Here is a 24,002-nt window from a genome sequence, read left to right as displayed (position 1 = left end):
CTCCGGGTCGGCGGGGGGGGGGGGGGGGGGGGGGGGGGGGGGGGGCGGCCCCCCCCCCCCCCCGCGCGCGGGGGGGGGGGGGGGGGGGGGGGGGGGGGGGGGGGCGGGGGGGGGGGGCGCCGCCGCCCCCGGGGGGGGGGGGGGGGGGGGGGCCCCCCCCCCCCCCCCCCCGGCCGGCTCCGAACTACCGCTCCCTCACCTGCCGTTGCGCAGCAGGGTGCGGATCACCCGCATGGCGACGGAGAGGCTGGACAGCTCGTAGTTGCCCGAACCCCTTATGTCGTCGAGGGTGGTGCGGGCCCGGCTGAGCAGGGTGCTGTTGAGGTCGGCCCAGGCCGTGTAGCGCTCGTCGGTGCCGGAGCCGGCGGGCCCGGCGGCGAGCACGTCGGCGGTGAGGGCGGCGTGCGCGGCGAACAGGTCCTCGCGGATCGCGGCGCGGGCCATCGAGGACCACCGGTCGGTGCGCGGCAGGTCGATGATCCGGTCGAGCAGGTGGCTGATCTGGAGCCGGTCGCCGAGGTCGTAGTACAGCTCGGCGACCTCCATCACGTCGGCGTCCGAGCGGTCCGCGACGCCGACGATGTCGAGGGTCGGGAACGCGGAGGACAGGCCGGCGATCCGGGTGGCCAGGTCGTCGGGGACGCCGGCCTCGGACAGCTCGCGGTGGACGGACTCGAACCAGGCCAGGTCCTCGCCGGCCAGCGGCTTGGGCAGCGCGTCCCAGACCTGGTTGACCCGGTCGTGGAAGAACGCGATGGTGTCGGCGATGTCCAGCGGCTGGCGGTTGTTGAGCATCCACCGGGTGGCGCGCTCGACCAGGCGGCGGGCGTGCAGCCGCATCCGGGTCTGGACCCGGGCGGCGACCTTGTTGTCGAGCCGCTCGACCTGGTCCCAGATCTGCTCCAGGCCGAAGACCGCGCGGGCGGCGGCGTGGGTGCGGGCGATCTCCTCCATGGTCGCGCCGGTCTCCTCGCGGAGCCGGAACGCGAAGGTGCAGCCGCCGCGGTTGATCGTGTCGTTGACGATCAGGGTGGTGATGATCTCGCGGCGCAGCGGGTGGTGGTCGATCTGCTCGGCGAACCGGGCCCGCAGCGCGCTGGGGAAGTACTCGTGCAGCACGTCCCGGAAGTACGGGTCGTCGGGCAGGTCGGTGGCGAGCAGCTCGTCGGCCAGGGTGATCTTGGTGTAGGCGAGCAGCACCGACAGCTCGGGCTGGGACAGGCCGCGGCCGGCCTGCTGGCGGTCGCGGATCTGCTTCTCGGTGGGCAGGTACTCCAGGGCCCGGTCGAGCTGTCCGTTGGCCTCCAGCCGGTTGATCATGCGGGAGTGCACGTTGACCATGCTGGCGGCCTGGGCGACGGCGTTGGCGAGCACCACGTTCTGCGCGTAGTTGTTGCGCAGCACGAGGTGGCCGACCTCGTCGGTCATCTCGGCGAGCAGGGCGTTGCGCTGCTTGACCGTCATGTCGCCGTCGGCGACGACCTGGTTGAGCAGGATCTTGATGTTCACCTCGTGGTCGGAGGTGTCCACGCCGGCCGAGTTGTCGATGGCGTCGGTGTCGATCCAGCCGCCCTCGCCGCGCGGGCCGCCGGTGGAGGCGAACTCGATCCGGCCGAGCTGGGTGCAGCCGAGGTTGCCGCCCTCGCCGATCACCCGGGCCCGGACGTCGCCGCCGTTGACCCGGATCGCGTCGTTGGCCTTGTCGCCGACCTCGGCGTTGGTCTCGGTGGCGGCCTTGACGTAGGTGCCGATGCCGCCGTTCCAGAACAGGTCGACGGGGGCCTGCAGGATGGCCTTCATCAGCTCGGCGGGGGTGAGCTTGGCGGTCTCGATGCCGAGCCGCTCGCGGACCTGCGCGGAGAGCTGGACGGACTTGGCGGAGCGCGGGTAGACGCCGCCGCCGGCCGAGATCAGCGACCTGTCGTAGTCGTCCCAGGAGCTGCGCGGCAGGTCGAACAGCCGGCGGCGCTCGGCGAAGGAGGCCGCGGCGTCCGGGTTCGGGTCGAGGAAGATGTGCCGGTGGTCGAAGGCGGCGACCAGTCGGATGTGCTCGGAGAGCAGCATGCCGTTGCCGAACACGTCGCCGGACATGTCGCCGATGCCGATGACGGTGAAGTCCTCGGTCTGGGTGTCGACGCCGAGTTCGCGGAAGTTGCGCTTGACGGACTCCCAGGCGCCGCGGGCGGTGATGCCCATGCCCTTGTGGTCGTAGCCCGCGGAGCCGCCGGAGGCGAACGCGTCGCCGAGCCAGAAGCCGTACTGCTCGGCGACGCCGTTGGCGATGTCGGAGAAGGTCGCGGTGCCCTTGTCGGCGGCGACCACCAGGTAGGTGTCGTCCTCGTCGTGGCGCACCACGTCGAGGGGGTGCACGACCTCGCCCGCGACCAGGTTGTCGGTGATGTCGAGCAGCGCGGAGATGAAGGTCTTGTAGGAGGCGACGCCCTCGGCGAGCCAGGCGTCCCGGTCGACCGCCGGGTCGGGCAGCTGCTTGGCGACGAAGCCGCCCTTGGCGCCGACCGGCACGATGACGGTGTTCTTGACCATCTGGGCCTTGACCAGGCCGAGGATCTCGGTGCGGAAGTCCTCGCGCCGGTCGGACCAGCGCAGGCCGCCGCGGGCGACCTTGCCGAAGCGCAGGTGGACGCCCTCGACCCGGGGCGAGTACACCCAGATCTCGAAGGCGGGGCGCGGCGCGGGCAGGTCGGGGATGGCCTTGGGGTCGAACTTCATCGACACGTACGAGTGCCAGTGGCCCTCGCTGTCGTGCTGGAAGAAGTTGGTCCGCAGGGTGGCCTTGATCAGGTGCAGGAAGGAGCGCAGGATGCGGTCCTCGTCCAGCGAGACGACCTCGTCGAGGGCGCCGGTGAGCTCCTCCAGGATGCCCTCGGTGAGCTCGTCGCTGCCGGACCGGTGGCTGGGCGAGAGCCGGGCCTCGAACAGGTTGACCAGCAGCCGGGTGGTGTGGGTGTTGTTGCGGAGCGCGTCCTCCATGTAGTCCTGGGAGAACGTGGAGCCCGCCTGCCGCAGGTACTTGGCGTAGGCGCGCAGCACCACGGCCTGGCGCCAGGACAGCTTGGCGGTGAGGACGAGCTCGTTGAAGGCGTCGTTCTCGGCCTCGCCGCGCCAGGTGGCGGCGAAGGTGTCCTGGAAGCGCTCGCGGTCCTCCTCGTTGAGGTCGGTGCCCTCGCGGAGCCGGAGGCCGAAGTCGACCACCCAGGCGGTGCTGCCGTCGGTGCGGCGCAGCGCGTACGGGTGCTCGTCGAGGACCTCGACGCCCAGGCGCTGGAGGACGGGGAGCACCTCGGTGAGCGAGATCGGGCCGCCGACCCGGTAGATCTTGAAGCGGCGCTCGTCGTCGCCGGCGCCGACCGGCTGGTACAGGTTGAGCCGGAAGTCGCCCTCGCCGGTGAGGGACTCGATCTGCTTGAGGTCGGCGACGGCGGTGCGCGGCGGGAAGTCGGCGCGGTAGCCGTCGGGGAAGGCGGTGGCGTACTTGTGGGACAGCTCGGCGGCCCGCTCCTCGCCGAACTCGCTCTGCAGCTGGTCGTTGAAGCCGTCCATCCAGAACCGGGCGGCCTCGGCGAGCCGGTTCTCGATCCGCTCGACGTCGGCGTCGGACAGCTGCGGCAGCTCGGTGCCGGGGGCGACCCGGATCACGAAGTGCAGGCGGGTGAGCACCGACTCGGTGGCGTACACCGTGTAGTCGATGGTGTCGCCGTTCAGCTCGCTCTTGAGGATGTCGGTGAGGGCGAGCCGGATCCGGGTGGTGTAGCGGTCGCGCGGCAGGTAGACGTACGCCGAGTAGTAGCGGCCGTACTCGTCCTGGCGCAGGAACAGCCGCAGCCGGCGGCGCTCCTGGAGGTAGAGGACGCTGGTGGCGATCGACTGGAGCTCGGCGGCGGCGGTCTGGAACATCTCGTCGCGCGGGAAGGTCTCCATGATCTGGAGCAGGTCGCGCCCGTCGTGGCTGTCGCCGGAGAAGCCGGCCCCGTTCATCACCTCCTGCACCTTGCGGCGCACCACCGGGATCCGGGTGACGGACTCGGTGTAGGCGGCGGAGGAGAACAGGCCGAGGAAGCGGCGCTCGCCGATCGGCTCGCCGGAGGCGTCGAACTTCTTCACGCCGACGTAGTCGAGGTAGGCGGTGCGGTGCACGGTGGAGCGGCTGTTGGCCTTGGTGAGGACCAGCAGCTTCTTCTCGTGCGCCTTGGCCCGGACCGGGGCGGAGAGCCGGCCGAACGCCTCGGAGACCGGGTGGTGGTCGCTGTCGTGGCTGAGCGGGTCGGCGCGCAGCACGCCGAGGCCGGTGCCGGCCACGGCCTTGAGCACCTCCTCGCCCTCGTGCTCGACCAGGTCGTACTCGCGGTAGCCGAGGAAGGTGAAGTGGTCGTCGGCGAGCCAGCGCATCAGCTCCCACGCCTCGCCCACCTCCTGCTCGGGCAGGTGCGCGGGGGGCTGCTCGGCGAGTTCGTCGGCCAGCCGGAGCGCGGAGTCGCGCATCTTCGACCAGTCCTCGACCACCTCGCGGACGTCGCCCAGCACCCGGCGCAGGCCCGCCTCCAGGGTGCGCAGGTCGTCGCGGTCGGTCTCGCGGTCGATCTCGATGTGCATCCAGGACTCGACCACGGCGTCGGCGGGCCACTCAGTGCCGGCGGCCTGCGCGCGGTTGCACGCGTCGGTGTCGAGGATCTCCAGCAGCTTGCCGGTGATGTCGCGGCGCACCGCGAGCTGCGGGTGCACGACCAGGTGGATGGCGCGGTCCAGGCGGGTCAGCTCGTTGGTGACCGAGTCGACCAGGAACGGCATGTCGTCGGTGACGACCTCGACCACGGTGTGGCCGCAGGACCAGCCGTTCTCCTCGACGCTCGGGGTGTGCACCCGGACCTCGGCGGTGCCCTGCGGGCGCTTGAGGCCCAGCCGGTAGTGCGAGGCGGCGGCCCCGTACACGTCCACCGGGTCCCGGTTGACCACGTCCTCGGGGGCGGTGTGGAGGTAGTAGTGGTGCAGGTAGGCGGCCAGAGCACCGTTGCTCAGGCCCTCCCCCGGCGCCGCTCCCCCCACCTGGCTGTTCTCAGCGGCTGCTGCTGCTTTCCTGAGCAGGTCGGCCTTGGCTGCGTCCAGCTTGGTCTGCATGGCTGTTTCGGCTCCCGTCGCGCGCCGTTGCGTGACTCGGTGATGACTGTGGGTGCACCGCCGGGCCCCGTCGGCAATCCTCCCGTACGCGTGGGGTGAAAAGCGCTCAAGGCACGCATGAGTCGCGTTCCGCCCGGGTACGACAGTACGTTTGGCCTGCCTGACCGATAACCGGCGACGTCGTCAGCCTAGCCTGACGAAACGAAGGTGTCAGGGGACACTGAGGAGCAAACCTGCAGGAAGATCGGGCCTTCCTGGACACCTTGTCCAACGCATGCCCACTCCGCTGTCCGTCATTCGGGTGACCACTCCATGTGCGGGTGGACGTAGTCGGTCGGCGGGGTGAACGTCTCCCGGATCGAGCGGGTGGAGGTCCAGCGCAGCAGGTGCTCGGCGGTGCCCGTCCCGGCCGCGGCGGACCGGCCGCCGGACGGCCACCGGCCCGCCGGGCCGGCCGGCTCGTCGTTGACGTGGAAGTCGCCCGCGGCGAACCGCAGCCGCTCCACCGCCCGGGCGATCGCCCGCCGGTCCCGGGCGACCACCGAGCCGCTCAGGCCGTGCGGCGCGCCCCGGCCGATCCGCTCCAGCGCCTCCTCCCAGCGGAGGTCGTCGTAGACCTGCACGGCCAGCAGCGGGCCGCCGTACGCGGTGGAGAAGATCTCGCCGTCGCGGTCGCCGCCGAGCAGCACGGTGGGCCGCACGAACCAGCCGATCGCGTCGTCGTACTGACCGCCCGCCAGCAGTTCCACCCGCGGGTCCGCCTTGGCCCGCTCGATCGCGCCGGTGACCTTGGCGAACGCCCGGGCGTCGATCAGCGCGCCCATGAAGTTGCCCGGGTCGGTGGCGTCGCCCACCGCGAGCGCGTCCACCTCGCCGAGCAGGTCGTCCTTGATCCGCCGCCACAGGCTCCGCGGCAGGTACGCCCGGGACAGCGCCGAGCAGCGCTGGCCCTGGTACTCGAAGGCGCCGCGGATCAGCGCGGTGCGCAGCACCGCCGGGTCGGCCGAGGGGTGGGCGACCAGGAAGTCCTTGCCGCCGGTGGTGCCGACGATCCGCGGGTAGGTGCGGTAGCGGGCGATGTTCACCCCGATCTCCCGCCACAGCCGCTGGAGGACCTCGGTGGAGCCGGCGAAGTGCAGCCCGGCCAGCGCCGGGTCGCGCAGCGCCACCTCGGTGAGGGCCTGCCCGTCGCCGGTGACCAGGTTGACCACGCCGGGCGGCAGCCCGGCCTCCTCCAGCAGCAGCACCAGCAGGTGCGCGGTCAGGGTCTGGGCGGGCGCGGGCTTCCACACCACGGTGTTGCCCATCAGGGCGGGCGCGGTGGCCAGGTGCCCGGCGACCGCGGTGGAGTTGAACGGGGTGACCGCGCAGACGAAGCCCTCCAGCGGGCGGTGGTCGGCGCGGTGCCAGCCCCCGGGCGGGGAGGGCGGCTGCTCGGCCAGCAGCCGGCGGGCGCGGTGCGCGTCGAACCGCCAGGAGTCGGCGAGTTCGCACACCGCGTCGGCCTCCGCCTGCCACACCGGCTGGGACTGGCCCAGCACGGCGGCGGCCACCAGGGTTTCCCGCCAGGGCCCGGCCAGCAGGTCCGCGGCCCGCAGGAACACCGCGGCCCGGTCGTCGAACGGGAGTTGCCGCCAGCCCTCGGCCGCCGCCAGCGCCGCGTCCACCGCGGCCCGCACGTCGGCGGCCGTCGCGTTGCCCAGCACGCCGAGCCGCGCCGCGTGGTGGTGCGGCTGCACCAGCTCGGTGCGCTCGCCGCCGCCGAGCCGGCGCTCCCCGCCGATCACCATCGGCAGCGAGGTGTGCCGCCCGGCCAGTTCGGCCGTCCTGCGCTCCAGCCGGGCCCGTTCGGCGCTGCCCGCCGCGTACCCGCGCGGCGGCTCGGTGACGGGCGGGGGGACGTTGGTGACCGCGTCGATCGGCATGGTGCTGAGGTGCTCCGTAAGGGTGCTGGTACCTGCTGGGACTTCCCCAGCCTGGACGCGCCTGCCCCCGCCGCGCGCCGTGACACGCCTACCTGTCGTACCCGGCGAGTTCCTCCGCCACCGCGACGGCCTCGGCGAGCGAGTCCACCACCGGCACGCCCAGGTGCGTCAGCTTCTCCCGGGTGTGCGAACCCCCGGTGTAGAGCACCGACTTGATGCCCGCCGCGAGCGCCGCCTCGGCGTCGTCCGCGGCGTCCCCGATCAGCACCGTCCGCCCGCGGTCGATCCCGTCGCCCAGCGCGTCCAGGTGCACCGCCAGGTGGCCGGCCTTGCGCCCGCCGGACTCGCCGCGCCGGCCGTCCACCCGCGCGAAGTGCGGGGTCAGGCCGAACGCGTCCACCGCGGGCACCAGCTGCTCGTGCGCGTACATCGACAGCACCGACTGGCTGCGCCCGCCCGCCGCCCACCGCGCCAGCAGCGCCTCGACGCCCGGGGTCAGCCCGCACCCCGGGAACAGCTCGGTGTACTTGACGTGGAACGCGTCGTCCAGCGCCAGCCACTCCGCCGGGCTGGGCGCCCGCCCCAGCAGCCGCTCGTAGAACCGCGGGATCGGGATCTCGTACTGCGCCCGGTACTCCTCCAGCGTCAACGGCGGCAGCCCGACCGTCGCGAACGCGGCGTTGCTGGCCCCGACCACGGCCGCCATGTCGGACAGCAGGGTGCCGTTCCAGTCCCAGACTATGTGTGTGCGCACCCGGCAAGGGTACGCGGGGCTAGGCCCTGTCCGGTCGGTCTTGCCGGATCAGCGCGCGGCGTCGGGGGCCCGGCTGGGAGTGCCGGCGGAACGCCCTCGTACTGGATGTACTCGGGTGTTTCGCCGGTGCTTCCAGGCGGGATGCCCGGCGTCGCGCGCCCGGCAAGACCGACCGGACAGGGCCTAGTCGGCGGCCCGGCGGAAGGTGCGCAGGCTGAGCCAGGCGGTGCCGGCCAGCAGGGCGGCCAGCCAGAGGGCCGCCACCAGGTGGGGGTGCTGGCCGGGGAAGCCGCCGTCCGGGACGTAGGGGTTGCCCCAGAGGCGGCGGCAGGAGTCGGAGACCGCGCTGATCGGGTTCCACTGGACCACCGGGTGGAGCCAGGACGGCATCGCCTCGGCCGGGAAGACCGCGTTCGACAGGAAGGTGCAGACCACCAGGACCAGCGCGCCGATCGAGTCGATCGACTCGACGTTGCGCACCACCAGGCCGATGGTGATGCCGACCCAGACCATCGCCAGCACGAACCCGGCCGCCACCGCGAAGCCGGCCAGCACCGACAGCGGGCTGCCGTGGGTGCGCCAGCCGACGGCCAGGCCGGCCGCGCAGACCACGGCCAGGACGGCGAGGCTGACCAGGAAGTCGCCGATCGCGTGCGCCACCAGCACCGAGGCGCGTGCGATCGGCAGCGAGCGGAACCGGTCCATCAGGCCGGCCTTGAGGTCGAGGGCGACGCTGATCGCGGTCGGGCCGATGCTCGCCAGGCCGACCTGCATCGCGATGCCCGCCATCAGGTACTCCTGGTAGCTGCCCCCGGCCGGGGCCTTGATCGCGTTCTTGAACAGGTAGCCGACGGCCAGCAGCATGACCATCGGGTTGAGCACCACGCCGATCAGCCGGCCGGGGGCCCGGCGCAGGTGGCGCAGCCGGCGTCCGGCCAGGGCGAGTGTCTCGACGGCGGAGCCGCCGATCGGGGCCGCGGCGAGCGGTCCTGCGGCGAGAGTGCTCATGAGGTCCTTTCCGAGCGGGGGTTCCGGGCGAGCCGGCGCAGCCGGGCGTCGACGAGGGCGCCGATCTCGGCCTGCGGGGCCGGGTGCATCAGGTATTCGTGGGCGTGGTCGATCCCGTGGACCACCACGCCGCCCGCCACGTGCGGGGCCCAGCGCCGGGCGGCGTCGGCGACCTCGCGGGCGGTGCGGCCGGCCGTCGCCACGAACAGCGTCATCTCGCCGTCGAAGCGGCCCGGGGTGAAGCGTTCGGCGAGTTCCACGTGGTGGCGCATGACGGCGACCAGCCGTTCCACGTCGGCCTCGGTGAGGGTGGCGAACGGTCCGCCGTGCCGGGACAGCACCCGGGCGACGGCGGCCGGGTCGACCGCGTCCGCGGCGGCCGCGGCCTGCTCCTCGCCGAGGTACTCCAGGAAGCTCGTCAGCAGCCCGTCGCGGCCCGGCATCTCGCCGTCGAGCGCGCGGTCGTACGGGAAGGCGTCCAGGTTGGCCAGGTAGGCCACCCGCTCGCCCGCGGCCCGCAGCCGCACCGCCACCTGGTGGGCCAGCAGCCCGCCGAAGGACCAGCCGAGCAGGTGGTAGGGGCCGTGCGGCTGGATCGCCCGGATCCGGGCCAGGTACGCGTCGGCCTGCTCCTCGAGGCTCGCCGACGGCCCGCCCGCGCCGCTGACCTGCGGCGCCTGTAGGCCGATGACCGGCCGCCGCTCGTCGAGGTACCCGGCCAGGCCCAGGTAGGGCAGGCTGGTGCCGAGCCCGCCGTGCACGCAGAACAGCGGCGGCAGTTCGCCGGTCGGGCGGATCGGCAGCACCGGGCCGAACGGGTCCGGGTCGTCGGCCAGGCCGCTCGCGCGCAGCTGGCCGGCCAGGTGGGCGGCGCCGTTGGGCCGTTCGCCCCGGTGGTCGAGCAGCGCGCCGAGCGCGGCGGGGGTGCGCTGGGTGAAGACCTCCGTCACGGCCAGCCGCAGCCCGCTCTTGGCGGCCCGGGCGACCAGTTGGACGCTGCCGATGCTGTTGCCGCCCAGGGCGAAGAAGTCGTCCTCGGCGCCGACCGACGCGCGGCCGAGCACCTCGGCGAAGGCGGCGGCCAGCGCCCGCTCGGTCGCGGTGGCCGGGGCGCGCCCGGGGCCGGCCGTCCGGTCGGGGGCGGGCAGGGCGTCCCGGTCGAGCTTGCCGTTCACCGTCACGGGCAGTTCCGGCAGCGTGATCAGCACCGGCGGCACCATGTAGTCGGGCAGCCGCCGGGCCAGCCGGCTGCGCACCTCGGCGGGGTCGACCGCGGCCCCCGGGGCGGGCACCAGGTAGCCGGCCAGGGTCTGCAGGCCCGGGTGGTCCTCCCGGGCGACCACCACGGCCTGGTCGACCAGCGGGTGCTCCAGCAGCACGCTCTCGATCTCGCCGAGCTCGATCCGGAAGCCGCGCACCTTGACCTGGTGGTCGGTCCGCCCGAGGTAGTCCACCGTGCCGTCGGGCCGCCAGCGGACCAGGTCCCCGGTGCGGTACATCCGGGCGCCGGGCGGGCCGTACGGGTCGGCGACGAAGCGTTCTGCGCTCAGCGCGGGCCGGTTCAGGTAGCCGCGGGCCAGGCCGGTGCCGCCGAGGTAGAGCTCGCCGGTGACGCCGACCGGCACCGGGGCCAGGGCGGCGTCCAGCACGTACGCGCGGTGGCCGGCCAGCGGGCGGCCGATCGGCGGGCGGCCCGCGGTGACCCGGTCGCTGACCAGGCAGACCGCGGTGGTCTCGGTCGGGCCGTAGATGTCGTGCAGCCGCACCGCCGGGCCCCAGCGCTCGACCAGTTCGGCGGTGACCGCCGCGCCGCCGACCGTCATCACCAGGTCCGCCGGGAGTTCGGCGTCGGCGGGGAAGGCGGCCACCACCACCGGCGGCAGCAGGCAGAGGTCGATCCGCTGCCCGGTCATGAAGTCGGCCAGCGGCCGGCCGGCCCGCAGCTCGTCGGGGACCTGCACCAGGGTGGCGCCGGCCAGCAGCGAGCAGCACAGCTCCCAGACCGCCGCGTCGAAGCTGAAGGTGGCGAACTGCAGCACCCGGGTGTCGGGGCCGATCGCGAACCGCCGCCGGTGGTCGGCCGCCAGCTCGGCCACCGTGCGGTGCACGACCAGCACGCCCTTGGGCTGGCCGGTGGAGCCGGAGGTGTAGATCACGTAGGCGGGGTGGTGGTCGCGCAGCGGGCCGCGGCGCTCCCGGTCGGTGAGCGGCGCCGGGGAGCGCCCGGCCACCCGGGCGGCGGTGGCCGGGTCGTCCAGCAGCAGCACGGCGGTGGCCCGGTCGGCGGCCCCGGCGGGCAGCGCGCCGGCGGGCAGCGCGCCGGCGGCGAGCGTCCCGGTCGAGGTGAGCAGCAGCCGGGCGTCCGCGTCGGCGAGCATGTGGGTGATCCGGTCGGCCGGGTAGGCCGGGTCGACCGGCAGGTAGGCGGCGCCGGACTTGAGCACGGCCAGCAGGGCGACCAGCAGCTCCTCGGAGCGGGGCAGCATCAGGGCGACGATCGCCCCGGGGCCGGCGCCCCGGTCGGCGAGTTCGCGGGCCAGCCGGTTGGCCCGGGCGTCCAGTTCCCGGTAGGAGAGGGTGCCGCGGGCGGAGACGAAGGCGGGGTGCCCGCCGCGGCGGGCCGCCCAGCCCTCGAACAGCTCGGGCAGGGTGGCGCCGGTCGGCGCGGCCGGGGGGAGGGCCGGGACGGCCCAGTCGTCCAGGATCTGCCGCCGCTCGGCCTCGTCGAGCACCGGCAGGCCGCTCAGCGGCGTCCCGGGCGCGTCGACGGCCGCCGCCAGCAGCCGCAGGAAGCGGGCCGCCATCCGCTCGGCGGTCGCGCGCCCGTACAGCTCGGTGGCGAACTCCAGCCGGCCGGCCAGCCCCTCGCCGGGGCCCTGCTCGGTGAACTCGAAGACCAGGTCGAACTTGGCCGCGGTGCTGCCGGTCTCCCGGAAGGAGGAGCGCAGGCCGGGCAGGTCGAACCGGGGGGCCTCGGTGTTCTGGAAGGCCAGCATCACCTGGAACAGCGACTGCCGGGCGAGCGAGCGGACCGGGGCGAGCGCGTCCACCAGCCGTTCGAACGGCAGGTCCTGGTGCTGGAAGGCGGCCAGGTCGGTGTCGCGGACCCGGTGCAGCAGCTGCTGGAAGGTGGGGTCGCCGCCGAGGTCGGTGCGCAGCACCAGGGTGTTGACGAAGAAGCCGACCATCGGGTGCAGCGCCTCGTCGGCGCGGCCCGCGACCGGCACGCCGATCGGGATGTCGGCGCCCGCGCCGAGCCGGCCCAGCGTGGCGGCCAGCGCGGCCTGGACCACCATGAACGGGCTCACCCCGGACGAGCGGGCCAGCCGCACCAGCCGCCCGTGCAGGTCGGCCGGGACGGCGAAGCGCACCACGTCGCCCCGGTAGCCGGCGATCGGCGGGCGCGGGTGGTCGAGCGGCAGGCCGAGCTCCTCCGGGATGCCGCGCAACGCCTCGGTCCAGTAGGCCAGTTGGGTGTTCTGCAGGCTGTCGGGGTCGTCCTCGGCGCCCAGCATCCGGCGCTGCCAGAGCGCGAAGTCGGCGTACTGGAGCGGCAGCGGCTCCCAGTCGGGGAGGGTGCCGGCGGTGCGGGCCCGGTAGGCGAGGGCCAGGTCCGCGGCGAGCACCGGGGTCGACCAGCCGTCGAAGGCGATGTGGTGGACGACCAGCAGCAGCACGTGCTCCTGCGGGCCGAGCGCGAACAGCCGTACCCGCAGCGGCAGGTCGCGGGCCAGGTCGAAGGTCCGGTCGGCCTCCTCGGTCAGCCGCCGCTCCAGGTCGGCGCCGGCCACCGGCTCCGGCTCGGGCGCGGGGCGGGCCTGCTCGGCGGCGAGCACCACCTGGCCCGGCTCGTCCCCGAGGTCGGGGAAGACGGTGCGCAGGATCTCGTGCCGGTCGGTCAGGTCGCCCAGGGCGGCGCGCAGCGCGACCGGGTCCAGGGCGCCGTCCAGGTGGACGGCCAGCGGGACGTGGTAGCCGCCGGCCTCCGGGTCGAGCCGGTTGACGAACCAGAGCCGGCGCTGGGTGTGCGACAGCGGCAGGAAGTCCGGCCGGTCGGCGGCCCGCAGCGGCGGGCGGGGGGCCGCCGGGGCGGCGTCCAGCCGGGCCGCCAGCGCGGCGGGCGTGGGGTGCTCGAACAGGGTGCGCACCGACACCTCGGCGCCGAGCGCGCCGCGCACCCGGCCGGCCAGCCGGGTGGCCAGCAGGGAGTGGCCGCCGAGCTCGAAGAAGTCGTCCTCGGCGCCCACCGCGGCCAGGCCCAGGACGTCGGCGAACAGCCCGCAGAGGATCTCCTCGACCGGGTCGGCGGCCTCCCGGCCGGGGGCCGCCGCCGGGTCGGGGGCGGGCAGCCGCGCGCGGTCCACCTTGCCGCTCGGGTTGAGCGGGAAGGCGTCCAGCCAGACGAACGCGGAGGGGACCATGTACCCGGGCAGCGTGCCGCGGACGCCCTCGCGCACCGCCGCGGTGTCCGGCGCGGCGCCGGGCGCGGCCACCAGGTGGGCGACCAGCCGGGTGTCGCCGGGGGCGAACTCGCGGGCCGTCACGACGGCCCGTTCGACCTCGGGCCGGGAGGCCAGCGCGCTCTCGATCTCGCCGAGTTCGATCCGGTAGCCGCGCACCTTGACCTGGTGGTCGGTCCGCCCGAGGTAGTCCAGCGCGCCGTCGGGGCGCCAGCGGACCAGGTCGCCGGTGCGGTACATCCGGGTGCCGGGCGGGCCGTACGGGTCGGCGACGAAGCGTTCGGCGCTCAGCGCGGGCCGGTTCAGGTAGCCGTGGGCCAGGCCGGCGCCGGCGATGTGGAGTTCGCCGACCGCGCCGACCGGCACCGGGCGCAGCGCGTGGTCGAGCACGTACACCCGGGTGTTGGCGATCGGGCGGCCGATCGGCGGGGCGCCGGCCGGGGTGTCGTCCAGCCGCTCGGCGGTCGACCAGATGCAGGTCTCGGTGGGCCCGTAGACGTTGAACACGGCGCCCGCGCGGCGGCGCAGTTCGGCCGCCAGGGGTTCGGGCAGCGCCTCGCCGCCGACCAGCACCCGCAGCCCGGCCAGGCTCTCGGGGGCGGTGGCGACCAGCGCCTGCCAGTGGCTCGGGGTGGCCTGCATCAGGGTGGCCCGGCCGGTGGTGACGGCCGCCGCCAGCGCGGCCGGGTCGACCGCGGTGGCCCGGTCGGCCAGCAGCAGCCGGGCGCCGGCCAGTTGCGGGACGAACAGCTCCAGCATCGCGATGTCGAAGCCGAAGGTGGTCACCGCGAGGAAGCGGTCGTCCTCGGTGACCCGGAGCCGGCGGCACATGTCGTCGACCAGGTTGGCGAACGCGCCGTGCGGGACGACGACGCCCTTGGGCCGGCCGGTGGAGCCGGAGGTGTAGATCACGTAGGCGGGCAGCGCGGCGCTGAGCGCGGCGCCCCGTTCGGCGTCGGTGAGTTCGCCGTCGGGGAGCAGGGCGCGCTCGGCCTCGGCCACCGGGTCGTCCAGCAGCAGCGCGGTGCCCGTCCAGCCCAGTCCGGCGAGGGCGGGCGCGGTGCTCAGCAGGACGGCGGGGGCGGCGTCGGCGAGCATGTGGGCGATCCGGTCGGCCGGGTGCTCGGGGTCGACGGCGAGGTAGGCGGCGCCGGTCTTGAGCACCGCGAGGGCGGCCACCACCAGGTCGGCGGAGCGCGCCAGGGCCAGGCCGACCACGCTGCCGACCCGGGTGCCGCGGTCGATCAGCTGGCGGGCCAGCCGGTTGGCCCGGGCGTGCAGTTCGCCGGCGGTCAGCTGTTCGTCGCCGCACTGCACCGCGACGGCGCCGGGCCGGGCGGCGGCCCGGTCGGCGAGCAGCCGGGGCAGCAGCGCGGCGGGCGCGGGCGCCTCGGTGCGGTTGCGGGCGTGCAGCAGTTCGTCGCGTTCGGCGGGTTCCAGCAGGTCCAGCCGGGCGAGCGGGAGGTCGGCCGCTTCGGCGATCCGTCCGAGCAGGGCGGCCAGCCGGTGGGCGAGCCGTTCGGCCTCGGCGTCCGCGAACAGGTCCGGGCGGTACTGGACCCGCAGTTCCAGTTCCCGGCCGGGCAGGGCGACCAGGCTCAGCGGGAACTCGGTGGCGTTGCGGATCTCGGAGCCGTGCAGGGTCAGGCCGGTCAGCTCGGCGAAGGCCGTCGCCGCGGGCATCGGGTAGTTCTGGAACATCACCGCGGTGTCGAACAGGCCGCCGAGGCCGGTGAGTTCCTGGATCTCGGCGAGGCCCAGGTGGCGGTGCGGGAGCAGCTCGGCCTGCTGGTCCTGGAAGTCGGCGAGCAGCTGCGCCACCGTCCGGGCCGGGTCCGGCCGCAGCCGGGTGGGCAGCGTGTTGGCGAACATGCCGACCATCGACTCGACGCCGGGCAGGTCGGCGGGGCGGCCGGAGTCGACCACGCCGAAGAGCACGTCGGAGCGGCCGGTCAGCTGGCCGACCAGCAGGCCCCAGCAGCCCTGCACCACGGTCCCGAGGGTGAGTTGGCGGGCGCGGGCCCACTCGGCCAGCCGGGCGGTGTCCCGCGGCGCCAGCGCGGCGACCGCCGTCCGGGGCAGCAGCGCGGCCCGGGCGGCGTCCGGCAGGACGGTGTGGGTGGGCTCCTCGACGCCGGCCAGCGCGGCGCGCCAGGCCGCCCGGGCCGCCGCGCGGTCCTGCCGGTCCAGCCAGGCCAGGTACTCCCGGGGGTGCGGGACGGGCGCGGTCGGCGCCGGGCCGCCCGCGTACCGGGTGAAGAGCTCCTCCAGCAGGATCGGCATCGACCAGCCGTCCAGCACGATGTGGTGGACGGTCAGCAGCAGGCGCAGCCGGCCGCCGCCGAGCCGCACCAGGGTGGCGCGCAGCAGCGGGGGGCGGGTCAGGTCGAACGGCTCGACCCGGTCGGCCTCGGTCAGCCGCTCCAGCGCGGCGGCCCGCTCGTCCCCGGCCGTCCCGGACAGGTCGTGCTCCCGCCAGGGCGGTTCGACGGCGGCGGGCACCACCTGCACCGGCTCGCCGGAGCGGCGGGCGCGGAAGCAGGCCCGCAGGCCGGCGTGCCGCTCCAGCAGGCCGGACAGCGCCGCCCGCAGCCGCCCGGCGTCCAGGTCCCCGGCGAGGTCGGCGACCAGTTGCAGCACGTGGACGTCGACGCCCCGCTCCACGAAGTCGGCGTGGAACACGAAGCCCTGCTGCAGCGGTGAGAGCGGCAGGAACTCGCTCGTGCGGCCACGTCCCACGGTGCGTCCCATCATGACTCCAGCTCGATGTCGAGTTCGTCCATCTCGTCCTCGCTCAGCTCCAGCAGCGGGGCGGGCGCGGCGGCGCGGGCCGCTTCGGCCGGCGCGGCGGCGGCCACCGCCGCGAGGGCGGCGGGGGTGCGGTGCCCGAAGACGTCCCGGGGGGTGATCCCGAGGCCGCGGGCCCTGGCCTGGGCGGCCACCCGGATGGAGCTGATCGAGTCGCCGCCCAGGGTGAAGAAGTTGTCGTCGACGCCGACCTCGGCCAGGCCGAGCACCTCGGCGAACACCTCGCACAGCACCCGCTGCGCCCCGGTGGCCGGCCGCCGGCCGGCGGCGGGCGCGGCCTGGTCGGGCGCGGGCAGCGCCTTGCGGTCGACCTTGCCGTGCGCGGTCAGCGGCAGGGCCGGCAGCGGCACCCAGGCGGTGGGCACCAGGTGGTCGGGCAGCACCCGGGCCAGCTCCTCCCGCACCCCGGCCGGGTCGCCGCCGCCCACCACGTACCCGACCAGCCGGGTGGCCCCCGACCGGTCCCCGACCGCGGTGACGGCCGCGTCGGTGACCCCGGGCAGGGCGCGCAGCGCGGCCTCGACCTCGCCCAGCTCGATCCGGTGGCCGCGCACCTTGACCTGGTGGTCGCGCCGCTCGACGAACTCCACCTGCCCGTCGGGGCGCCACCGGACGTGGTCGCCGGTGCGGTACATCCGGGCGCCGGGCTCGTCCGGGTCGGCGACGAACGAGGCGGCCGTCCTGACCGGGTCGTGCAGGTAGCCGCGCCCGACGCCCGCGCCGCCCACGTACAGCTCGCCGACCGTGCCCAGCGGTACCGGCCGCAGGTCGTCGCCGAGCACGTACAGGCGGGTGTTGCGCACCGGCGCGCCGATCGGCACCCGGACGTCCACGCCGTCGCCCGGCCGCAGCACGGCGTGCGTGACGTCGTCCGAGCACTCGGTCGGGCCGTACGCGTTGACCAGCGGAATCTCCGGGCAACGCGCCCACCAGCGGTGGCAGAGGTCCGGCGGCATCGCCTCGCCGGTCACCACCAGCCGCCGCAGCCGGCCGGCGGGGGCCGTACCGGCCGCGTCCCAGGCGTCCAGGGCGGCCCGCAGCAGCGAGGGGACCACCTCCAGCACCGCCGCCCGGTCGGCCTCGGCCACCGCGAACAGCGCGTCCGGGTCGGCGGCCGTCGCCCGGTCGACCACCCGGACGGTGCCGCCGACCAGCAGCGGCGCGAGCATCTGCCAGACCGACACGTCGAAGGTGACCGGCGCGTTCTGCACCACCGTGTCGCCCGCGGCCAGGTCCAGGTCCTCGACCTTGGCGAGCAGGTGGTTGGCCATCCCGGCGCGGTGCACCATCGCGCCCTTGGGCTTGCCGGTGGAGCCGGAGGTGAAGATCACGTAGGCGAGGTCGTCCGGTCCGCCCAGCGGCTCGGCGAGCCGGTCGAGCGGGACGGCGCCGGTGCTGAACTCCCCGTCCAGCGACCGGACACGCGGTGCGGTGCCGCCGGTCGGGGCGGCCCGGGCGGTCAGCTCGACGGTCAGGTCGGCGGCCAGGTCGTGCTGTCCGGGGCCGACCAGCAGGTGGCCGACCCGGGCGTCGGCGAGCAGCGCGGCGGTCCGGGCGGGCGGCGCGTGCACGTCCAGCGGCAGGTAGGCCGCGCCGCTCTGCAGCACGCCCAGCACCGCGCCGACGAAAGCGGTCCCGGGTTCGGCCAGGACGCCGACCAGGGTGTCCGGGCCGACCCCGTCGGCCGCCAGCGCCACGGCGAGTTCGTCGGCCCGGCCGACCAGTGAGGAGTAGGAGGCGGCGGTGCGGCCGTCGCTCACCGCGAGCGCCGCCGGGGTGCGCAGCGCGAACTCCCGCACCTGCTCGACCACTCCGGCGCGGATCGCCCCGGTGGCCGGGCGGGCGGTGTCGTTCCACTTGCGCAGCAGGCCGGTCTCGTCCTCGGTCAGGACGTCCAGCTGCCCCAGCCGTGCGGCGGTTCCGGCCGCCAGGTCGAGCAGCAGCCGGCGGAACCGGTCGGCGATCACCGCGACCTGGTCCTCGGTCAGCAGGTCGGGGGCGTAGTCGAAGCGCACCTCCAGCCGTCGGCCCGGCAGGACCACCAGGCTGAGCGGGTAGTGCCGGGCGTCGCGGGCGGAGACCTCCTCGATGCGCAGGCCGGTGCCGTCCGCGGCGTCGGCGGCCCCGTCCACCGGGAAGTTCTCGAACACCAGGGCGGTGTCGAAGGGTTCGCCGAGGCCGGCCAGCGCGGGGTTGCCGTCGAGCATCTCGGCGAGCCCCAGGTGGTCGTGGTCGCGCAGCGCGGCCTGCGCGTCCTGGACCCGCTGGAGGTGGGCGTCGACCGGGTCGGCGGGGTCGAGCACGGCCCGGACCGGCAGGGTGTTCAGGAACGGGCCGACGATCTCCTCCACCCCGGGCAGCGCGGCCGGGCGGGTGGAGACGACGGAGCCGAACAGCACGTCCGAGCGGCCGGTCAGCCGGCCCAGCAGGATCGCCCAGCCGCCCTGGAAGACGGTGTTGACGGTCAGGCCGCGGCGGGCGGCGAAGCCGGTGACCGCGGCGGTCTCCTCCTCGCTCAGCAGCAGCGGCAGGCGGGCGGGCGGGGCCGGGCGCCGGTCGGGGGCGGCGGGGCGGAGCAGGGTGGGCTCGGCCAGTCCGGCCAGCGCGGCGCGCCAGGCGGCGCGGGCCCGTCCGCGGTCCTGGCCGGCCAGGTGCGCCAGGTAGCCGCGGAACGGGACGGCGGGGGGCAGCGCGTCGGCCGCGCCGCCGTGCCGGTAGCAGGTGAGCAGTTCGCGGACCAGCAGCGGCATCGACCAGCCGTCCACCAGGATGTGGTGGAGGGTCCAGATCAGCCGGTGCCGGTCCTCGTCCAGGCGCACCAGCGTCCAGCGCATCAGCGGCGGGCGGGACAGGTCGAAGCCGCGTGCGCGCTCCCGGTCGGCCAGCCGGTCCAGCGCGGCCGTCCGCTCGGCCGTGCCGAGCCCGGAGAGGTCGTCGGCGGCCAGCGGCACCCGGACGCCCGCGCGCAGCACCGCCACCGGGGCGCCGGCGGGCCGGTGGTGGAAGGCCGCGCCCAGGTGGGGGTGGCGTTCCAGCAGGGCGGCCAGCGAGTCCTCCAGTGCCGTCCGGTCCACCGCGCCGACCAGGTCGGCGGTGACCTGGAGGGTGTACGGGTCGGTGCCGTCCGGGTCGAACTCGGCCTGGAAGAGCAGGCCCCGCTGGAGCGCCGTCAGCGGCAGCACGTCGGTGACCGGGCCGCCCTCGCCCCGTTCGATCTGCTCGATCTCGGGCTGGCCGAGCGCCACCAGCGGCAGGTCGGACGGGGTGCGGCCGCCCGCGCCGGGCGTCGCGGCGTGGTCGGTCAGGGCGCGCAGCACGGCGAACCAGGTCTCGGCGAGGTCCCGGACCTCGGCCCCGGTCAGCACGCCGTCCGCCCAGAGCCAGTCGGCCACCAGGTGCGGGCCGTCGGCGCGGTCCTCGGTGACGGGGGTGACCGCGAGGGGGTGGCGCAGCGGCATGTCGGGGTGCACGCCGGTGCCGACCACCGCGCTGCCGCCGTCCAGCGTCCACGGGCCGGTGCCGCCGTCGACCCGGAACCGGCCCAGGTAGTTGAAGCCGAGCGCGGGCGCGGGGGCGGCCGCCAGCAGGCGGGCGGTCTGCGGGTTGAGGTGGCGCAGCAGGCCGAAGCCGATGCCGCGGTCCGGGACGGCGCGCAGCTGCTCCTTGACCCGCTTGACCGCGGCGCCGAGCGCCGGGCCGCCGGCCAGGACCTCCGCGCGGTCGTGGCGGCCGGGGTCCAGCCGGACCGGGAAGACGGTGGTGAACCAGCCGACCGTGCGGGCCAGGTCCGCCTCCTCGGCGATCTGCTCGCGGCCGTGGCCCTCCAGCTCGATCAGCACCGGCGCGCCGCCGTCGGCCCCGTGCCGGGCGCGCCAGTCGGTGACGGCCAGGGCGAGCGCGCCGAGCAGCACGTCGTTGATCTCGCCGTGGAAGGCCGCGGGCACCGCGGTGAGCAGCGCCGCCGTCCGGTCGGCGGGCAGTTCCAGGCGCAGCCGGCCGGCCGTGCCGTAGGTGTCCCGGGCCGGGTCGGGGGCGCGCCGCCCGAGGAGCGGCTGGTCGTCGGTCAACTGCTCTCGCCAGTAGGGGAGTTCCGCGATCCGGGCGCTGCTGCGGGCCTGTTCGCCCAGGATCGCGGCCCAGCGCCGGTAGGAGGTCGGGACGGGCTCCAGGACGGGCGGGCGTCCGGCGGCCAGGGCGGTCCAGGCGCGTTCCAGGTCCGCGACCAGGATGCGCCAGGAGACCCCGTCGACCACGGTGTGGTGGCCGAGCAGCAGCAGTCGGCCGTCCCTCGCGGGGCCGCCGTCCAGCAGCACCGCCCGCAGCGTCCCGGCCTCGGCCGGGACGAGCCGGGCGCGGGCGGCCCGGACCTGCTCGGCGACCAGCGCGTCGAGCGCGGCCGGGTCGCCGAGCGCCCCGGTGGCGTCGACCGCGTCGACCAGCCGGGCGGCGTCGACGGCGCCGGGCGGCCGGGTGCGCAGCGTCCAGACGCCGGGCGCGGTCGCGGTGACGGCCATCCGGAGCGCGTCGTGGCGGGCGAGCAGGGCCGCCAGCAGCTCGGTGAGCCGTTCGACGGTCAGCCCGGGCGGCGTCCTGACCACCACGTACTGGCTGAACTCGCTTGCCGGGCCATCGAGTTCGCCGAGGTCTTCGGTGAGCTGGGCGATGATCGGGGTCGGCTCGACCTCGCCGACGCCGTCCTCGGCGTCGGCGTCGGGGCGGACGGTCCGCCCGGCGGTGGGGCCGGCGGCGGTCGCAGCCAGTGCGGCGGGGGTCTTGAGGGCGAAGACGTCCCGCGGCAGGAGCACGACGCCCCGGGTCCGGGCCCGGCTGACCACCTGGATGGAGCTGATCGAGTCGCCGCCCAGGGTGAAGAAGTTGTCGTCGACGCCGACCTCGGCCAGGCCGAGCACCTCGGCGAACACCTCGCACAGCACCCGCTGCGCCTCGGTGGCCGGCCGCCGACCGGCGGACGCGGCGGCAGCGCCCCGGCCGGGGTCGGCGGCGGGGGCGGGGGTGCCGGGGGCCGTCAGCGCCTTGCGGTCGACCTTGCCGTGCGCGGTCAGCGGCAGGGCCGGCAGCGGCATCCAGGCGGTGGGCACCAGGTGGTCGGGCAGCACCCGGGCCAGCTCCTCCCGCACGGCGGCCGGGTCGGTGCCCGGCGCGACCAGGTGGGCGACCAGCCGGGCCCGGCCGGCGGCGTCCCTGGGCGCGGTGACGGCCGCGTCCAGCACCCCGGGCAGGGCGCGCAGCGCGGCCTCGACCTCGCCCAGCTCGATCCGGTGGCCGCGCACCTTGACCTGGTGGTCGCGCCGCTCCAGGAACTCCACCTGCCCGTCGGGGCGCCACCGGACGTGGTCGCCGGTGCGGTACATCCGGGCGCCGGGCGCCCCGTACGGGTCGGCGAGGAAGGCGCCGGCGGTCCTGACCGGGTCGTGCAGGTAGCCGCGCCCGACGCCCGCGCCGCCCACGTACAGCTCGCCCGCGCCGCCCGGCGGCACCGGCCGCAGGTCGTCGCCGAGCACGTACAGGCGGGTGTTGCGCACCGGCGCGCCGATCGGCACCCGCGGGCCCACCTCGTCACCGGCGCACAGCAGCGCGTGGGTGACGTCGTCCGAGCACTCGGTGGGTCCGTACGCGTTGACCAGCGGGATCGCCGGGTAGCGCTGCCACCAGCGGTGGCAGAGGTCCGGCGGCATGGCCTCGCCGGTCACCACCAGCCGCCGCAGCCGGCCGGTGGCGGGGGTGGCGTCGAGCGCGTCCCAGGCGTCCAGGGCGGCCCGCAGCAGCGAGGGGACCACCTCCAGGACGGTGACCTGCTCGGTGGCGGTGACGGCGAACAGCGCGTCGGGGTCGGCGGCCGTCGCCCGGTCGACCACCCGGACGGTGCCGCCGACCAGCAGCGGCGCGAGCATCTGCCAGACCGACACGTCGAAGGTGACCGGCGCGTTCTGCACCACCCGGTCGCCCGCGGCCAGGCCGAGGTCGTCGATCTTGGCGTCGAGGTGGTTGCGCAGGCCGTCGCGGTGCACCATCGCGCCCTTGGGCTTGCCGGTGGAGCCGGAGGTGAAGATCACGTAGGCGAGGTCCTGGCCGGCGGCCCGCGGCGGCAGCGGGTCGAAGAGCGGGACGGGGTGCGCGGTGAGCCCCGGCGGCAGCGGGTGGAGCCGCGTCCCGGCCGGGGTGGTGGGCTCGGCGGTCACCTCGGCGGCCAGGTCCCGCTGCCCGGGGCCGACCAGCAGGTGGCCGACCCGGGCGTCGGCGAGCAGCCCGGCGGTCCGGGCCGGCGGCGCGTGCACGTCCAGCGGCACGTAGGCCGCGCCGGCGGTGAGCACCGCCAGTACCGCGCCGACGAAGGCGGTGCCGGGCTCGGCCAGGACGCCGACCAGGGTGTCCGGGCCGACCCCGTCGGCCGCCAGCGCGGCGGCCAGCTCGTCGGCCCAGCCGACCAGCGAGGAGTAGGAGGCCGCGGTGCGCCCGTCGCTCACCGCGAGCGCCGCCGGGGTGCGCAGCGCGAACTCCCGCACCCGTTGCGGCACCGAGCCGCCCGGTGCGCCGGCCGGTCCGGTGCCGGCCCGCGCGAGGCGGGCGCGTTCGGCGTCGGTGGCCAGGTCCAGGCGGCCCAGCGGGGTGTCCGGGTCGGCGTCGGCCAGGCGGCGCAGGAAGGCGCCGAAGCGGTGCAGGTGGTCGGTGACCTCCTGTTCGCCGTAGAGCGCGGGGTTGCCGTTGAGGTGCAGTTCGACGCCGTCGTCGGGGCCGTCCAGGACGGTGATCATCAGGTCGTCGACGATCCCGGTGGAGAGGTTGTTCAGCCGGGCCTCGCACGGGCCGAGCCGGAACTGCGGGGTCTGCGGGAGCACGTTGACGAACGGGCCGAACGGCCGCCGGTCGTCGGCCCGCAGGCCGATCGAGCGGCGGATCCGGTCGGCCGGGTAGCGCTGGTGGCGCAGCGAGCGGGCCAGCGTCCGGGAGGTGTCGCGGAGCAGTCCGCCCACCGTGGTGGCGGGGCCGACCCGGGCCGGCAGCGGCAGGTAGTTGGCCACCATGCCGGGCACCGAGCGGGCGGTGGCGGTCAGCCGGGCGGTCATCGGCAGGGTGAGCAGCACGTCCGACAGGCCGGCGGCCTTGCCGGTGTACGCGGCGGCGGCGGCGATCGCGAAGGTCGGCCAGGTCACCTCGGCGGCGCGGGCCGCCGCGCGCAGCGCCCGGGCGGTGGGCGCGTCGAGCGCGAGGCTGCCGCGCAGGAACGCGGTGCCGGGCACCGGTGCGCCCGCGGCCAGGCTGGTGGGCCCGGCCGGGCCGCTCAGGTGGCCCTCCCAGAACGCGCGGTCGCGCTCCACCGCGGCCGACCCCAGGTAGTCGGCCTCCTCGCGCAGCAGCAGTTCCAGTCCGGGCAGCGCGCCGTCCGCGACCGGCTCCCCCGCGGCCTGCGCCCCGTAGACCTCGCTGAGCCTGCGGTAGACCGCGAGGCGGCTGTAGCCGTCGGAGAGCAGGTGGTGCATGGCCAGGTAGAGCAGGGAGCGGTCGGCGGCCACCCGGAACAGGACGGCCCGGAACAGCACGCCGCCGAGCAGGTCGAAGGGCCGGTGCAGGTCCTCGTCCATCAGCCGCAGCGCCTCGCCCACCGGGTCCCGGTGGTCCGTCAGGTCGACGGTGCGCAGCGGGAGTCCGTCCAGCGGTTCGATCCGCTGGACCGGCAGGCCGTCCGCCTCGGAGAACCTCGCCCGGGTGCACTCGGCCTCGTCCGTCACCCGGGTGAGGGCTCCGACGAGCAGCCGGTCGTCCAGCGGGCCCCTGATGTCCAGGTAGTCCGCCATGTTGTAGGCGAGGCGTCCGCTGGCGAGCTGCTCGTCGAACCAGATGCCGGTCTGGGCGCCGGTCAGCGGGAGGGTCGAACGGGTGGGCGAGGTCATGACG

Annotated in this window: 6 protein-coding genes; all 6 read right to left on the bottom strand. The window is 75.7% G+C overall.

The genetic code is table 11. From position 1 onward, the window contains the following. Nucleotides 1–195: 195 nt before the first annotated feature. Entirely contained in the window at nt 196–5,133 is a 4,938-nt protein-coding gene (locus ACIQVD_RS32845) for an NAD-glutamate dehydrogenase (protein ID WP_402292580.1), read from the bottom strand. A gap of 293 nt (nt 5,134–5,426) precedes the next feature. Next, complete coding sequence (gene pruA / locus ACIQVD_RS32840) at nt 5,427–7,052, bottom strand: L-glutamate gamma-semialdehyde dehydrogenase (RefSeq protein ID WP_402292582.1); 1,626 nt, start codon at nt 7,050–7,052, stop codon at nt 5,427–5,429. Between the two features lie 94 nt (nt 7,053–7,146). Further along, the gene (locus tag ACIQVD_RS32835) at nt 7,147–7,812 is read right to left on the bottom strand and encodes an HAD family hydrolase (protein ID WP_402292579.1); all 666 of its coding nucleotides are present in this window, start codon (nt 7,810–7,812) and stop codon (nt 7,147–7,149) included. A 183-nt stretch (nt 7,813–7,995) separates the two neighbouring features. Further along, complete coding sequence (locus ACIQVD_RS32830; protein ID WP_400692610.1) at nt 7,996–8,820, bottom strand: ABC transporter permease; 825 nt, start codon at nt 8,818–8,820, stop codon at nt 7,996–7,998. After that, nucleotides 8,817–16,031 (bottom strand): amino acid adenylation domain-containing protein, encoded by a 7,215-nt coding sequence (locus ACIQVD_RS32825; protein ID WP_402292578.1) that lies wholly within the window; start codon nt 16,029–16,031, stop codon nt 8,817–8,819. The genes ACIQVD_RS32830 and ACIQVD_RS32825 overlap by 4 nt, the downstream gene beginning before the upstream one ends. After that, entirely contained in the window at nt 16,031–23,998 is a 7,968-nt protein-coding gene (locus tag ACIQVD_RS32820; protein WP_402292577.1) for an amino acid adenylation domain-containing protein, read from the bottom strand. The genes ACIQVD_RS32825 and ACIQVD_RS32820 overlap by 1 nt, the downstream gene beginning before the upstream one ends. Nucleotides 23,999–24,002: the final 4 nt, after the last annotated feature.

The sequence above is a fragment of the Kitasatospora sp. NPDC090308 genome (assembly GCF_044769485.1).
In the GTDB taxonomy this organism is placed as follows: domain Bacteria; phylum Actinomycetota; class Actinomycetes; order Streptomycetales; family Streptomycetaceae; genus Kitasatospora; species Kitasatospora fiedleri.
This window is presented reverse-complemented; position numbering and strand designations above follow the sequence as displayed.